At 70.6% G+C, this 15,274-nt stretch carries 11 protein-coding genes; 1 reads left to right on the forward strand and 10 read right to left on the reverse strand.

Translation table 11 applies throughout. The features are described 5' to 3' along the window. Positions 1–5: 5 nt before the first annotated feature. From AB4078_RS13160 to AB4078_RS13175, 4 genes are all read right to left on the reverse strand, one after another. Positions 6–2,657, reverse strand: coding sequence for a glycoside hydrolase family 3 protein (locus tag AB4078_RS13160; RefSeq protein WP_441977514.1), 2,652 nt, complete (start codon positions 2,655–2,657; stop codon positions 6–8). A 196-nt stretch (positions 2,658–2,853) separates the two neighbouring features. Then, positions 2,854–3,435, reverse strand: coding sequence for a TetR/AcrR family transcriptional regulator (locus AB4078_RS13165; protein ID WP_441977515.1), 582 nt, complete (start codon positions 3,433–3,435; stop codon positions 2,854–2,856). Positions 3,436–3,445: 10 nt separating this feature from the next. Next, positions 3,446–4,057 carry a TetR/AcrR family transcriptional regulator gene (locus AB4078_RS13170; RefSeq protein ID WP_441977516.1) on the reverse strand — a complete coding sequence of 204 codons (612 nt, stop codon included), beginning with the start codon at positions 4,055–4,057 and terminating at the stop codon, positions 3,446–3,448. Between the two features lie 98 nt (positions 4,058–4,155). Further along, on the reverse strand, positions 4,156–5,505 hold the full coding sequence (locus AB4078_RS13175) for an MFS transporter (RefSeq protein ID WP_441977517.1): 1,350 nt from the start codon (positions 5,503–5,505) through the stop codon (positions 4,156–4,158). A 216-nt stretch (positions 5,506–5,721) separates the two neighbouring features. On the opposite strand from AB4078_RS13175, the gene AB4078_RS13180 reads away from it, so the two are divergent. Beyond that, on the forward strand, positions 5,722–7,944 hold the full coding sequence (locus AB4078_RS13180; protein WP_441977518.1) for a glycoside hydrolase family 3 C-terminal domain-containing protein: 2,223 nt from the start codon (positions 5,722–5,724) through the stop codon (positions 7,942–7,944). A 57-nt stretch (positions 7,945–8,001) separates the two neighbouring features. On the opposite strand, the gene AB4078_RS13185 is transcribed toward AB4078_RS13180, so the two are convergent. The 6 genes from AB4078_RS13185 to AB4078_RS13210 form a co-directional block, all read right to left on the reverse strand. After that, positions 8,002–10,167 (reverse strand): CapA family protein, encoded by a 2,166-nt coding sequence (locus AB4078_RS13185; RefSeq protein WP_441977519.1) that lies wholly within the window; start codon positions 10,165–10,167, stop codon positions 8,002–8,004. Beyond that, on the reverse strand, positions 10,164–11,219 hold the full coding sequence (locus AB4078_RS13190; RefSeq protein WP_441977520.1) for a D-alanine--D-alanine ligase family protein: 1,056 nt from the start codon (positions 11,217–11,219) through the stop codon (positions 10,164–10,166). Before AB4078_RS13190 ends, AB4078_RS13185 begins: the two co-directional genes overlap by 4 nt. Then, the gene (gene alr, locus AB4078_RS13195; RefSeq protein WP_441977521.1) at positions 11,108–12,367 is read right to left on the reverse strand and encodes an alanine racemase; all 1,260 of its coding nucleotides are present in this window, start codon (positions 12,365–12,367) and stop codon (positions 11,108–11,110) included. The genes AB4078_RS13190 and alr overlap by 112 nt, the downstream gene beginning before the upstream one ends. A 156-nt stretch (positions 12,368–12,523) precedes the next feature. Further along, positions 12,524–14,029, reverse strand: a complete 1,506-nt coding sequence (locus tag AB4078_RS13200; RefSeq protein WP_441977522.1) for a lipase maturation factor family protein — start codon at positions 14,027–14,029, stop codon at positions 12,524–12,526. A gap of 88 nt (positions 14,030–14,117) precedes the next feature. After that, positions 14,118–14,501: a RidA family protein gene (locus AB4078_RS13205; protein ID WP_440732917.1), complete on the reverse strand. Its 384-nt coding sequence runs from the start codon at positions 14,499–14,501 to the stop codon at positions 14,118–14,120. A gap of 38 nt (positions 14,502–14,539) precedes the next feature. Next, entirely contained in the window at positions 14,540–15,271 is a 732-nt protein-coding gene (locus AB4078_RS13210; RefSeq protein WP_441977523.1) for an IclR family transcriptional regulator, read from the reverse strand. Positions 15,272–15,274: the final 3 nt, after the last annotated feature.

Below are 15,274 nucleotides of genomic sequence, written 5' to 3' on the forward strand. Positions count from 1 at the left end.
GGTGTTCAGAAGGCGAGCGACCCGCTCACACGGATGTCCCGTGACGACACCCCGACGCGGATCTCCGCGGGGCCCGTCGCCGGCGTCCAGCTGTGCGTATCCACGTCGAAGTACGACACCGCCCGCCGGGGGATGCGCACCGTGACGCGCTCGGATCGGCCGGGCTCCAGGCGCACCTTCGTGAACCCTGCAAGCTGCTGCGGAGGCATCGGCACCGGCGCCGTGACGTCTCCCGCATAGACCTGGACGACGACGGATCCCGGGCGCGAGCCGGTGTTGCGCACCGTGACCGTCGCCGTCCCCGCGTCGTCCCCGTCCGACGGGGCGACCGCAAGATCCTCGATCTCCCAGGTCGTGTACCCCAGGCCGTGGCCGAAGGGATACGCCGGGTCCAGATCGTGCGCGTCGAAGCCGCGGTAGCCGACGAAGACCCCTTCGTCGTAGTGCACGCTTCCGTCGACCCCGGGATAGGTGCGGGCCTCGCGGGCGGGCGTCTGGGACAGGTCGACCGGCAGCGTCAACGGCAGCCGTCCGCCGGGCTCGACGGCGCCCGTGAGCACGCGCGCGAGCGCGTCCCCCTGCGCCTGGCCGGGATACCACGCCTGCACCAGCGCGGCCGGATCCGTGCCCCAGCCGGTGATGTCGACGGGGGCTCCGGTCATGAGCACGACGACCGTGCGCGGGTTCGCCGCGAGCACGGCACGGATGAGGTCGTTCTGGCCACCGGGCAGCTGCATGCTCGGGCGATCGTCGGCCTCCGCCTCGTAGGTGCGCGCGATGACGACGGCGACGTCGGCGGATGCCGCGACCTCCGCGGCGCGGGCCGCATCAGGCGAGAGGACCCCCTCCGGCGGCACCCAGCCGAGCCGGAGCTTCGCCCCGAGCAGGAACCCCTGCGACGGGTGGTCGGCGGCGTACGACATCCGGATCCGGTAGTCGCGACCGGCCTGCAGCCGCACCGCGACCTCGTCGATCTCGACGTCGGGCTGTCCGCCGTCGCCGCCCCACCCGTACGGCCGCGGCTCGTCCGTCGCGGCAGCGTCCTCGTCCGCGGCGAGGTCGATCACCACCTCGGCCTCGCCGTCCTCGACCTCCCCCGCGCCGGACCGCGCGACCACCCGGCCATCGAGCTCGAACGTGTACGAGCCGAGGCTGGTGATCACGAACCGGTAGGCGCCGGTGACCGGCACGGTCAGAGTGCCCGTGTACCGCGCCGACATCTGCGCGTTCAACTCGGTGGGAAGCCTCTCGTATCGCGCCGAGGCGGCGTTGAACCCGGGGAAGTTGTGGAAGCCGTGCAGCAGCTCGATCCGCCCGTCGATCCGGGACACCAGCGGATCCCCCTCGAACGACGGGTTCGCCCAGTACTCGGCCTGCAGACCGACCTCGCCCGACGGCGCGCGGAAGAAGCCGGAGTCGACGGGATCCGCGCCGGGCAGGAGCGCGCCCGGGGTGACCGGGTCGCTGCCGTATTCGACGAGGATCTCGACGTCGTCGCCCAGCGCGCGCCGCAGGCCCTCCGCGGGCGAGACGCCGCGCGTCGGCCTGACCTGCGAGCTGCCGCCGCCCTGTGCGCTCCAGGCGTCGACGTCCGGGCCGATGAGCGCCACGCGTCGCACGCCTCCGAGAGGCAGGATCCCGTCGTTGCGCAGCAGCACCATCGCGTCCTCGGCGATCGCCTGGGCGACGGCGTGGTGCTCGTCGACGGCGAAGTCCGCGACGCCGACGGGGTTCTCCAGCTGCCCCATCCCGACCAGGGGGCGCAGGATGTTGCGCACCTTCTCGTCGATCACCGCTTCGGGCACGCGCCCGTCGTCCACCGCAGCCCGCAGCTGGCCGCCCCAGAAGCCCTCGTTCGGCTGCTCCTGGTCGAGCCCGGCGTTCGCCGCCTCCGCCGTGGAGTGGTTGGCGCCGTAGTCGCTCATGATCCAGCCGCGGAACCCGAAGTCGTCGCGCAGGATATCCCTCAGGATCCGCGGGTTCTCGCAGGCGAACTCGCCGTTGACGCGGTTGAACGATCCCATCATCGACGCGACGCCGCCGTCCCGGACGAGCGCCTCGAACGGCGGCAGATACAGCTCGCGCATGGTGCGCTCGTCGATCACCGCGTCCACGCTGGACCGGTGGTCCTCCTGGTTGTTGATCGCGTAGTGCTTGGCGCACGCCTGCACGCCCTGCTCCTGGATGCCGCGCACGAGCGCGACACCGATCTCCGACTGCAGGTGCGGATCCTCACCGAACGACTCGAACGTGCGCCCGCCGATGGGCACCCGGGCGATGTCGACGGCCGGACCCAGCGAGACGTTGTGGTCGGTCGCGCGGCATTCCGCGCCGATGACCGCGCCGTAGGCGGATGCCTGTGCCGGATCCCAGGTGGCGGCGAGGGCGATCGGTGCGGGCAGCGACGTGGCCTTGCCCTCGTGCACATCGCCTTTGTTGATCCGCACGCCGGCGGGTCCGTCCGCCATCTGGATGTTCGGGATGCCGAGCCTCTCCACGCCCTCGGCGTAGAAGCCGAAGTTCCAGTTCAGATCGCCCGTGACGAACGCGATCTTCTCGTCGAGCGACATGTGCGCGAGGAGCCCCTCGACGCGCTCGTCGGTGGCTGCACTGTCCCAATCTGCATTGGCCCAGGCGACGCCGGACATCTCAGACATGAACCCTCCATCGGGCCTGTGCGCATCGCCTCGTTGCGATGTGCGAGTGGCACCGAGTCTGACGTCAATACCTAAACGAGTCAAGTATTCGATAGGAGCAATCCTTGAACGTCTCCGCGCGCACCCAGCGCCCGGTTCACGGCCGCGTGAGACGCGCAGCACGGTCTGCTGCGCGTCCGTCGCACGGAGGGTCGCGTCAGGCGGCGTGCGAGACCGCCACAATCCCGTCCCAGAGGCGGCGCAGGCGCGACACCATGTCGATCGTGTGGTCGTTGAGCCACTGCAGCTGCAGGCCGTCCGCGGCCGCCACCAGCAGATCGACCGCGGCGGAGACGTCGACCGCGGGGCCGATCGCGCCGGCGTCCTGGGCGCGCCGGATGACCCCGGAGAGTCCCTCGCGCAGCCACGCGTACCGCTCCAGGAAGAACGCATGGGCCGGGTGCTCGGGGATGCTCGCCTCGGCGGAGAACTCGACATACAGCCGCACCAGCCCGGGAACTTCGGCGTTGTGGGCGATGACGGCGAAGAATCCCTCGATGGTCGGATCCGGCGCGAAGAACATGCTGTGGTCGCGGATGTCCCGCGCGCGCAGCACCTCCTGGTACAGCTCCTCGCGGGACGCGAAGTGGTGCATGAGCCCGGCCTGAGTGAGGCCGACGCGCTCGGCGATCTCCCGGTTCGACGCCTTCCGGCAGCCCTTCGCGGCCACGACGTCGAGCGCGACGGAGAGGATCTCTTCGCGCTTGGCCGTCCCCTTGGCGTACGGGCCCCGCTTCACGAGTGCCAGACTACGTGCTCGCGCCCCGATCCTCCGCGCCGAAGGACGCCGTGCACAGCGCTCGCCACAGCTGCCTGAGACGTTCGGTCATGTCGATCTCGCGGTCCAGCAGCCACTGCACCTGCAGACCGTCGGCCGCGACGATCATCTGCTCGGCGATCACCGGGGCGCACGCATCCGGCCCCATCTGCCCCGACTCCTGCGCGATCCGCACATCCCCCATCAGCGCTTCCCGCAGCGCGGCGTACCTCTGCTGGAAGAAGCCGCGGGACGGATGCCGCGGGTCGCCCGCGACCTCGGCGGCGTACTCGGCGAACAACTGGACCAGTCCCGGCACCTGCTGATTGTGCTCGATCACGGCGAGGAACCCGGCGATCCCGACGTGGGTGCGCGCATACACCGCCTCGTCGTGCTGGTCACGGGTCTGGATGATCGCGCAGAACAGCTCGTCCCGGGAGCGGAAGTGATGCATGAGCCCGGCCTGCGTGAGCCCCACCCGACGGGCGATGTCGCCGATCAGGGCGCCCCGGCTGCCGTTCTCGGCGATCACGTCGAGCGCGGCCTCGAGGATCTCGGATCGCCGCAGCACCCCCTTGGCGTATGCGCCGCGCGACGTGCGCATCGACTCCGTCACCTCCACCCCCCTGCCTCGTCCCGCGCCAGGCTCCTGGCGGCGGAGAGCGGGCCGACGTCCGGCCCCGGCGGCCCGCTCTCCTTGCGCTATCTGACCTTCTTGATCGGGAAGATCACCACCGCCCCGATCAGTCCTGCGATCGCGCAGAGCGTGAACCACACCGTGTAGTTCGACCCGTTGGCGCCGCCCGTGGCCAACAGCACGAAGCCGCCGATCATCGGGGCGAGGGTCTGCGGCAGGGCGTTCGCGATGTTGAGCACGCCCAGGTCCTTGCCCGAGTCGTCCGGGTTGGGGAGCACGTCGATGACGAGCGCGAGATCGACCCCGACGTAGATGCCGTAAGCCGCTCCGAGGAAGAGCTCCAGGACGTAGTAGGACGGGATGTCCTGGACGAAGATCAGGGCGAAGGTTCCGACCGCGAAGAGCGCCGTCGCCACCCACACGAAGACCTTGCGCTTCCCGATCCGGTCGGAGAGCATGCCCGCGAGCCAGGCGGTGACGACCAGCGCGCCCGTGTACACCAGCGTGGTGTTGGCGATCAGGAGACCGATCTCCTTCTCCGGCACCTTGAGGTGGTTGATCAGGTACCCGAAGCGGAACGCAGTGAACCCGAAGGAGGCGAACGTGATCAGGAACCGCGACCACCAGGCCAGTGCGAAGTCCGGCTCCTTGACGGGGCTGACCCAGATGGTCTGGAGGATCTCGCCGAACGTCATCCGCGGAGGCTTCACGGGCAGCACCTTGTCCGGCAGGACGAAGGCGAACACGATCATCGCGCCGATCGCGAGGATCGACGGGATCACGAAGACGATGAAGAGGTTGGCCGAGAACCAGCCGGCGACGTAGACGCCGCCGACGATGCCGGCGTTCTGCGCGATGCCCAGGGCTGCGGTGATCTTTCCGCGCTGGAACTTCGGGACCTGATCCGCCAGGGTCGCGACGAACGGTGCGAGCGTCATGTTCGCTCCGAGTTGCGCGATCGCCCAGCCGACGGTCGCGATCAGCAGAGACGTGCCCGTCGCCATGAAGACGAACCCGATCGTCATGATGATCGTGCCGAGCACGATCCAGATCCGGCGTCGGCCCCATCGGCTGGTCGTGCGGTCGGAGACGCGGCCGAAGACGACGTTGGCGAGGGTGGCGAAGAGGGCGCCCACGCCGCCGAGGATCGCCTGGGCGGAGTTCAGGCCTGCGCCGGTGTTCTCCACGGCGCCGGTGTGCTGAAGGTCGAGGATCTTCAGGCCGATTCCGACGATCGCGGGACCGAGCAGCGCCACGAAGAAGATGAACTGCGCGACGATCAGCCAGAAGACGAAGCTCTTCTTCGCAGGCTCGGTCGGCTCGGAGAACCAATGGTGCTCATGCGAGCCGATCGTCCGGCTCGCCGCCGTCATCCCGGATGGATTGCCCGCAGCGGAACCGCTGACAGAACTCATACCTGCCTCCTTTGGCCGGTCGAGGAGGAGAGCGGACGCCACATTGCGCCGCCAGGGAGCTCCGGCCCTCGTGCGTGAAAACCTATCCTTTTCAGGTTTCCGTCGCAAGAAGATTTCGGACCAGGGAAAGCCGTCACGGATGTCGGCGAACCCTTGTCGACAAAAACCTGCCCCGTTATGGTTTCCCCCATGAACCCCGACGACAGGGAGCCCGTGATGACGGAACCGAACGGCCTGCGCGCGGCAGACCTCACCCTCGAGGAGAAGGCTGCGCTCACGAGCGGGGCCGACTTCTGGACCACGAAGGCGATCGATCGGGTCGGGGTCCCCTCGATCATGCTGACCGACGGCCCGCACGGCCTCCGCAAGCAGGCCACGGGCAATGACCATCTCGGCCTCGCCGGATCCGTGCCCGCGACCTGCTTCCCGCCGGCCGTCGGCCTGAGCGCGACCTTCGACCCCGAGCTTGCGGAGCGCGTGGGCGTCGCGCTCGGCGTCGAGTCCGCGATCGAGGATGTCGCGGTCATCCTCGGCCCCGGCATCAACATCAAGCGCTCGCCGCTGTGCGGCCGCAACTTCGAGTACATGTCGGAGGATCCGATCGTCTCGGGCGCCATGGGCGCGGGACTCGTGAAGGGGATTCAGTCGCAGGGCGTCGGCTCGTCGCTCAAGCACTTCGCGGCGAACAACCAGGAGACCGATCGCCTGCGGGTCTCCAGTGACGTGGATCCGCGTCCGCTGCGCGAGATCTACCTGCGCGGCTTCGAGCGCGTCGTCAAGGACGCCCAACCCTGGACGGTGATGTGCGCCTACAACCGGATCAACGGCGTCTACGCCTCGGAGGATCCGTGGCTGCTCACCCAGGTGCTGCGCGAGGAGTGGGGCTTCGACGGCATCGTGGTCTCGGACTGGGGGGCGGTGAACGACCGGGTCGCCGGGCTCGTCGCGGGGATGGATCTGGAGATGCCGTCCAGCGGAGGCCGCACGGACGCCGAGCTCGTCGCCGCCGTGCGCGACGGCCGTCTGGACGAGCGCGATCTCGACGTCGTCGCAGATCGCCTGCTGGAGCTCGCGCGGAAGGCGCAAGCCCGGCCCGCGACCACAGGCCCGCTCGACGTGGACGCGCACCACGCGCTGGCACGCGAGGTCGCCGGCCGCGCGATCGTACTGCTCAAGAACGAGGGGACGCTGCCGCTGCCGCGCAACGCCCGGCTCGCGGTGATCGGCGAGTTCGCGCGCACGCCGCGGTTCCAGGGGACCGGATCATCGCAGATCAACCCCACCCGGGTCGACTCCGCCCTCGACGCGATCCGCGCGGTCGCCGGAGACGTGCCGTTCGCGGCCGGCTTCGACATCACGCCCGAGGGTGTGCCCGAGCCGGAGACCGCGCGGCTGCGCGACGAGGCGGTAGCCGTCGCCCGCGACGCGGGGACGGTGCTGCTGTTCCTCGGCGTGCCCTCGCACGAGGAATCGGAGGGATACGACCGCGAGCACATCGATCTTCCCGCCGCGCAACTCGACCTCCTCGATGCGATCGTCGAGGTCAACCCCGACGTGGTCGTCGTGCTCTCGAACGGCGGCATCGTCGCGCTGCCGTTCGCCCGCAAGGTGCCCGCGATCGTCGAGGCGTGGCTGCTCGGCCAGGCCGGCGGATCCGCCACCGCGGACGTGCTGTTCGGCGAGGTGAACCCTTCGGGCCGGCTCGCGGAGACGATCCCGCTGCGCCTCGAGGACACCCCCGCATACGGGAGTTTCCCCGGCGAGCACGGCCACGTGCGCTACGGCGAGGGCCTTCTCGTGGGCTATCGCTGGTACGACGAGAAGCAGCTCGCGGTGCGATACCCCTTCGGTCACGGCCTGTCGTACACGACATTCGCGTACGGCGAGGCGGTCGCCGCGGTGCGCGAGGATGGCGACGTCGTCGTGGTCGTGCCGGTCACGAACACGGGCCGCGTGGCCGGCCGCGAGGTGGTCCAGGCGTACACGTCACTGCCCGGTTCGGACGTGCAACGCCCGCCGCACGAGCTCAAGGCGTTCGCATCGGTGCAGCTCGCCCCGGGCGAGACGGCGTCGGTGACACTGCGGATCCGCCGGTCGGAGCTCGCGTACTGGGACATCAGGGTGGACCGCTGGATCGTGGAGAGCGGCGCCTACGTCATCGACGTGGGCTCCTCGAGCCGCGACCTGCGGACGTCGACCACCGTCGTCGTCGACGGCGACGAGGTCGTGCTGCCGGCATCGCTGAACTCCTCCTTCGACGAGCTGCTGCTCGATCCCGTGGTCGGATCCGACCTGCGCGCGATGATCGAGGAGCGCTACGGGACCGGAGAGAACCAGCTGCTGAAGATGCTCGGGAACTTCCCCGTCGGCCGCCTCGACGGCTTCCCGCTGCCACGGGCCGACCTGGTCGAGCTCGTGGAGCGCGCGCAGCGCGGCTGACGCGGCGGACCGGCGGGTGACGCGGGCCGGCGGCTGACGCCCGCCGGCCCCGCACGCCTAGGGCACGGTGATCGTGCCGTCCGAGCCGACCTTCACCGCCTTCCCGCCGAAGTCGCGGCGCCCGCGCTGATCCATGAGCTGCGCCGCGCCTCCGCCGCTGTCGGGCGACGGGATGCCGTCGGCGTAGTCGAATCGGACCGAACGCACCTGCCCGGCCACCGCGGTCCCATCCGCCCGCAGCCGGATCGAGAGGTAGGCGCCGTACCGCGTCGCCGGATCCTTGCCGAACACGCCCCCGCCGCCGAAGTTGCCGAGGCTGTAGGCGATGAGGCGGCCGTGGTACCACTCCATCCCGCGGAGCACGTGCGGGCCGTGACCGAGGACGAGGTCGGCGCCGGCGTCGATCGCCGCATGCGAGAAGGCGATCGGATCCCCGCGCTCCTCGCCGTACATCGACTCGGTACCCGGGGTGACCGCGTCGGCGTTCGGCCCCTCGGCCCCCATGTGCGCCTGCACGATCACGACGTCGGCCCGCGCGGCAGCGGTGCGGACGACCGCGCGCACATGTCGCAGGTCGGTGACGCGGTTGAAGTCCTCGTAGGGCGCGAAGCCGATCATCGCCACGGTGAAATCGCCGATCCGCGAGTAGACGATCTCGTCGCGATCACCCACGGCGCGGATCCCGGCCGCGGCCAGACTCGCCCGGGTGTCGTCGTAGCCGGTCTGCCCGAAGTCCCGGCTGTGGTTGTTCGCGAGGTTGAGGATGTCGAACCCGGCGAGGCCGGCGACCGAGGCGGGGTCGCTGCGGAAGGCGAGGCAGTCCGGATCCTTCCCGCATTTGTCGTGCCCCGTGTCGGGCGAGATCGCCTGTTCGAGGTTCCCGGTCACGATGTCCTCCGTGAACCACGGGCGCACCCGGTCGAAGTGGCCGGCCCCGCCGTCGGAGGGTGCGGAGCGGCTGGCGTCGTAGAGCAGGATGTCTCCGGTCGCGCCGATGCTCACCTCGCCGCCGCGCTGCGCGGACTGGTACGGGATCGTGGAAGGAGGAGCGGGCAGCGCCGCCGCCCCGGTCGCGACGATGCCGACGGCCACGAGCCCCAGCACCGCCACAGCTGTGCGCCACGGGACGCGAGACCGGGAGGGCGACTCCGCGGCTCGGGGCCCGGAACGGCGCCTCGCGGAGAGGCGTCGCACGGGCAGGTCGAACAGCCATGACAGCCTCTCCCGCGTGATCAGGGCGCCGATCCCGACGCTGACGGCGATGACCGCGGCGGTGAGGACGATGGGCAGCAGGACCGCTGCGGCCAACTGCATCGGCCGGCCGGCGTCCGACACCGGTTGCGCCACGAGGGCATCGGCGAGCGCGAGCACCGGCATGTGGATCACGTAGATCTTCAGCGTGCTCCTGCCGAGCCGGGCCAGGCCTTGACCGAGCCGGGGCACCGTCGCCAGCAGCGGAGCCACGGCGATCCCCGCCCCGACGCCGAGGAGGGCGACCGCCGGCCACACCCCGGGGATCTGCTCCGTCCCGGTCACCCGCACCACCGCGAAGGCGCCCAGGTAGAGCACCACGGATGCGGTCGCGAGCAGAGCGCGCGGGCGGGCCGCGAGACCGATGATCCGCTGCGAGAACGTGGTGCCGATGAGGAAGTAGAGCAGGTTGGCGAGCAGCGATCCGCGGTTGCTGACGATGTCGATGAGCCCCGCACCCACGGCGGTCGTCAGTGCGGCCGCGGCGGCCAGAGGGATCCAGGACGGCAGACGGCGCAACCCCTTCGCGACGAGGAAGTAGAGCGCGAGTGCGTAGAGGTACCAGGCGTTCGGCGGGCTGATCGTGATCGCCTCGACGAACTCCGCGATGGATCGCGGGACCAGGGTCGGGAAGTCGGGGAACGCCCACATCGTCGCGATGTGGATGAGGGTCCAGAGCAGGTAGAGGTACAGGAAGCGCACGACTCGCCCGCGGAAGACCGCCGCCCACGGCCGGGCGACGGCGTTCGCCGCGAAGCAACCGGAGTTGAGGAAGAACAGGGGCATCCGCATCGGGTAGGCGATGTCGGAGATGAGCCCCCACACGCCGGGGATGGGGATCCCGAGCCTCCAGTCGATCGTGAGGTAGCTCTTCATCACGACGTGCCAGAACACGACGAGGACGATCAGCAGCCCCTTGGCGGTGTCCGCCCAGGCCAGCCGGGGCGTGGGGGACGCTCCACCGACCGTCACGTGGCGGATCCGGACTCGCTCGGCGCTGCACCGGAACGCCGCTCCTCACCCTGAACCTCCTCCTGCGGGGCCGGCGGCAGCACGGCGTCCAGGAGCTCTGCGATCAACCCGGTGTAGTCGAGCCCCGTCGCCGCGTACATCAGCGGCACCTGGGAGCGCTCGGTCATGCCCGGTGTCGTGTTCACCTCGTTGAGCACCGGGCCGGCGGCGGTCACGAAGAAGTCGAAGCGGGCGACCCCGGCGCACCCCAGCGCATCGTAGAGCCGGGTCGCCGCCGCGCGGACGGCCGCCTCGTCGGCGTCGTCGATCGGGGCCGGCACCGTGAATCGTGCGCTGCCGTCGTACTTCTCCGTCGCCCCGAACACGTCGCCGGGCGCCACCGAGATCTCGAGCGTGGCGCCGACACGCAGCGCGCCGCGCCGGTCGCGGAAGACGGCGATGTCGACCTCCCGGCCGGTGACGTACTCCTCGATCAGCACCGGATCCCCGAACGCCCTCGCGCGATCGACGGCGTCCGCGAGACCGGCGACGTCGGGGACCACGAAGACCCCGTTGCTGGATCCGCCGCTCGCGGGCTTCACGACGAAGGGCGGGGTCAGACCGGCCGCGGCAATCCCGGCCGCGGCAATTCCGGCCGCGTCGCCGGATGCGACCACGCGCCCGTTCGCCGTCGCGATCCCCAGCGACGCCGCGATCAGCTTCGTGGCGTGCTTGTCCATCCCCAGGGCGCCCGCCCGCACCGGGGAGCCCGCGAAGGGGACTCCGCAGAGCTCGAGCAGCCCCGCGATCGTGCCGTCCTCGCCCCTTTCGCCGTGCAGCACGGGGAACGCGACGTCGCAGCCTGTGAGGAGCTCGACCGCGCGATGGGCGGGCAGCGCGACGTCCTGATCGTCCCGCCAGGTGCCGTCCTCGCCGATGGTGAGCGGGACCGCGATGTGCCTCAGCGCGCGGACAGCTCGCGTGACGCCGGCCGCGGACGCGAGGGAGACCGGGTGCTCGTCGTTCGCGCCGCCGCCGATGACGGCGATCCGACGAGGGGTGTGCTGAGGCATGCGATGTCTCCTGAGAGTTCGGGCGATCGGGTGGTCGACGTGTCGAGGGCGTGTGGGATCCGAGACGTCCGCGCGCCGACCGCGGTGACGATCTCGTGCTCGATGGTGTGCGACCATGCCGCCCATTCCGCGACGGTCGGCTCGCCGTCCCGGCCGGGGCCGAAGATCGTCACGCGCTCGCCCGGCCGCAGCAGCGTCTCGCCGGTGTCGACGACGACCATGTCCATCGAGAACCTGCCCACCAGCGGGCGCCGCTGGCCGCGCACCAGCACCTCGGCCCGCCCCGATGTCGCCCGCGGCAGTCCGTCGGCGTATCCGAGGGGCAGCAGCGCCAGACCGGTGCGAGCGGGGGTGACGAAATCGTGGCCGTATCCGACGCCGGTGCCCGCCGGCACCTCACGGGCGGACACGACGGTCGAGGTGAGGCTCAGGGCCGGCCGCAGATCATCGGTCGTGCGGGACGGATCGATGCCGAACAGTCCGGCGCCGACGCGATGCAGGTCGTATCCGGCTGCAGTGCCGGTGAGCGTCGCCGCCGTGGCGGCGAGGTGCAGGAGGTGCGGGCGCAGTCCGCGTCGACGGGCGCTGCGGATCGCGTTCTCGAAGACCAGGCGGTCGCGTACGTTCTGGCCGCTCTCCGGATCATCGGCGCAGGACATGTGCCCCATCACGCCCACCACGCGCAGGGCACCCGTCGCCTCCTGCTCGCATGCGAGCGCGCACAGCGTGGCCCAGTCCCGCGGCGGACAGCCGTCACGGCCCGTGCCGACGTCGACGTGCAGGTGCACCCGGGCTGCGGTTCCCGTCGCCCGCGCCGCCGCGACGATCGCGAAGAGCATCTCGAGGTTCGGCACGGCGAGATCGATGCGCGCACGCAGCGCCGTCTCGAAGTCGGCGTCCGGCGTGTTGAGCCAGCTCAGGATCGGAGCGCCGATGCCCGCCTGCCGCAGTGCGAGCGCCTCGTCGATGCTGGTCACGCCGATCGAGCCCGCGCCCGCCTCGAGCACCGCGGAGGCGACGTCCCCGTGTCCGAACGCGTCCGCCTTGAGGACCGCCATCAGCCGTCCCCCGGTCAGGGCGTGGAATCGCGCGGTGTTCTCGCGGAGCGCGTCCTCATGGACGACGAGTTCCGAAGCTGGCGATGGCATGGGATCGAGTCAAGCGAGCGCCGGGTTGCCGGGGCGTATCCGGTTCTCGATATGCGGACGATATATGTCGCCGCCGCTGCGCAGGCGGCGGGAGTCGACGCCACCCGCGTCAGGGGTTGCCGCGCAGGGAGCACGCCGCGTTCGGCATAGCGGCGGCTACATCGAACCGTCGTCGTCGCCCAGCGACAGCGGCCGCACCACCACCCGGCGGCGATCGCGGATCCATACCTGGCCGCTCTCCCGGCGCTGTGCGCGGGTCGTGAACCGGTAGCGGTAGGCGACGGCGCGCACCTGCGCCGGGCGCGCCCCGCCGAACGGGTCGTGTCGCAGCAGCCGCAGCGTGGGCGCGTCGGCCTCGAGCAGTCGCACGAGAAGCATCGCGAACCAGTCCTCGTACATCCGCCCCAGCGGCAGGAACCACATCAGCCAGTCGAGGCGCAGGTGGTACGGCGCGAACTGTCGGGGGATCCGGTGCAGATCGCCGGGCTTGCCCTTGAAGCCGTACTCGCGCCATTCGCCCGCGAGCGGATCCGGATCCGCGTCGGGCAGCAGCGTGCCCTCGACCACGATCTCGATCCGCTCCTTGGTCACCGTGCCGAAGGCACCGTAGGCGTTCGCGAGCTGCCAGCGGTTGAACGACGCGTTCATGGCCTGGCTGCGCGAGAACAGGTTGCGCACCGCGGGCACCGAGAGCCAGACGTAGAGCACACCGACCACCGAGGTGACCGCGAACCACGGCAGCGACAGGCCGTCGATCACCCACGGCAGTGCGGTCTCCGCGCGGTGCGGCATGCCGAGCGGGATCCCGATCGCGGAGAACGCGATCACGACGGTCGCCCAGTTCAGCCAGGCGAAGTTGCCCGTCACGATGAGCCAGAGCTGGGTCGCGATGACGATCCCCGCGCCGACCGCTCCGATGAGGGCAGGGACAGCACCGGGGATCCACAGTCCGAGGATCGGCGCGAGCAGGAGCCACGGTGCACCGAGCTGCGCGATGTGGTTGCCCACCGCTTCGAGCCGGTGGAACCAGGGCGGCAGCAGATGCGCCTGGCGACTGAACGGGCCCGGCATGGGCTGGGTCTCGTGGTGGTACATGAGTGCGGTGAGGTCGCGCCACTCGCGACCGCCGCGGATCTTGATCATGCCCGCGCCGAACTCGAGCCGGATCACGAGCCACCAGAACAGCATGATGACCACGGTCGGCGGCGGCTGGGAGCCGGATCCGAGGAACGCGGCGAGGAACCCGGCCTCGAGCAGCAGCATCTCCCAGCCGAAGCCGTAGAAGGTCTGCCCGATCGACGAGATCGACATGTACCCGAGCCACAGCAGCAGGAAGCTCACCATCGGCACCCACGGCGGCGCGAGCTGCGGGATCCCCGCCACGAGCGCGGCGGAGACGATGACGCCCGCGATGCAGAGCGCCAGGAGCCGCCGGTCCGTGTAGCGGACGCGCAGGAACAGCGTCGGGCGCAGGAGTCGGCGGGCGCGCGGCGAGGATCCGGCCCAGGCGAGCAACTCGGGCGCCGGAAGCAGGCCGTGCTCGCCCAGCAGCGCACGGAACTGGTTCAGCGTGCTGACGAACGCGACCAGGTAGAGCGCCGCGATGCCTCGCTGGAGCACCTCTCGCGCGAAGCCGAAGTCGACCGCCGCGAAGCCGTCCATGATCACAGATTAGGGGCCGCCGCGGCCGCACGGCAGGGGCCTTGACAGCCGGATGCCGCTCACGGGCGACATCCGGCTGTCCGCCGTCTCAGGCCTGGGGCAGGGCGGCGACCACGTCGATCTCGACGAGGATGTTCGCCAGCTGCGAGCCCACCGTGGTGCGCACGGGGTACGGAGCCGTGAAGAACTCCTGGTACGCCTCGTTGAACTCGGCGAAGTCGGCGAGGTCCTGCAGGTGCACCGTCGACTTCACCACGTCGTCCATGGTCAGTCCGTGCTCCGCGAGCACCTTCTGGATGTTCCGCAGCACCTGGCGGGTCTGGTCGCCCACGTTGTCGGCGATGGCGTTGTCGTTCGCGGCATCCTGCGGGCCGAAGCCGGCCGTGTACAGGAATCCGTTCGCGACGACGCCGTGGCTGTAGGGGCCGGCGGGGGCGGGGGCGCCTTCGGCGTAGAACCCGGTCTTGGGCATCTTCTTCTCCTTCTTCTCGGATGGTTCTGGTGTTCGGTTCATCCCAGCTGGTGGGAGATCTCTGCCGCGGTCTCACGCAGCATCGGCACGCGCTGCTCGAGCTGCTCGCGACTATGGGCGGCGCGCAACGCCGTGAGCGACAGCGCGCCGACGACGCCGGCGGATGTCACGATCGGCACCGCGACGCAGCCGACGAAGTCCTCGAACTCGGCGTCGTCGAACGCCCAGCCGCGTCGTGCGGTGAGGGCGAGGTCGGCATCGAGGGCGGCACGGCTGGTCAGGGTGCGGGCGGTGTGCGGATGCCAGTCGCATCCGGCGAGCACGGCGTCGCGGCGGTCGGTCGGCAACTCGGCGAGCACTGCCTTGCCGATACCGCTGCAGTACGGCAGCACCGAAGCGCCGACGCGGGAGTACATCCGCACGCCGGCGGCGTCCTCGACCTTGTCGACGTAGACGATCTCGTCGCCGATCAGCGCGCCGACGTGCACGGTGTTGCCCACGATGCGGTGCAGCCGGCGCACCTGCGCGAAGGCGGCGCCGCGCAGGTCGAGCTGTTCGAGCGCGGCCCCGCCGAGCACGGCGAGCTGCATGCCCAGCGCGTAGCGTCCGTCCGCCTGCTTCCGCACGAAAGCGACCTGCTCCAAGCTCTGCAGCTCGCGGAACATGGTGGTGCGGTGGATGCCGAACTCCGCGGCGAGCTCGGCCACCGACGAGGGCCCGCCGGTGAGCGACGCAAGGATGCCGGCGGCACGGGTGACACTCTGCGACATGGG

This window comes from Microbacterium sp. 2MCAF23, from assembly GCF_052115565.1.
In the GTDB taxonomy this organism is placed as follows: domain Bacteria; phylum Actinomycetota; class Actinomycetes; order Actinomycetales; family Microbacteriaceae; genus Microbacterium.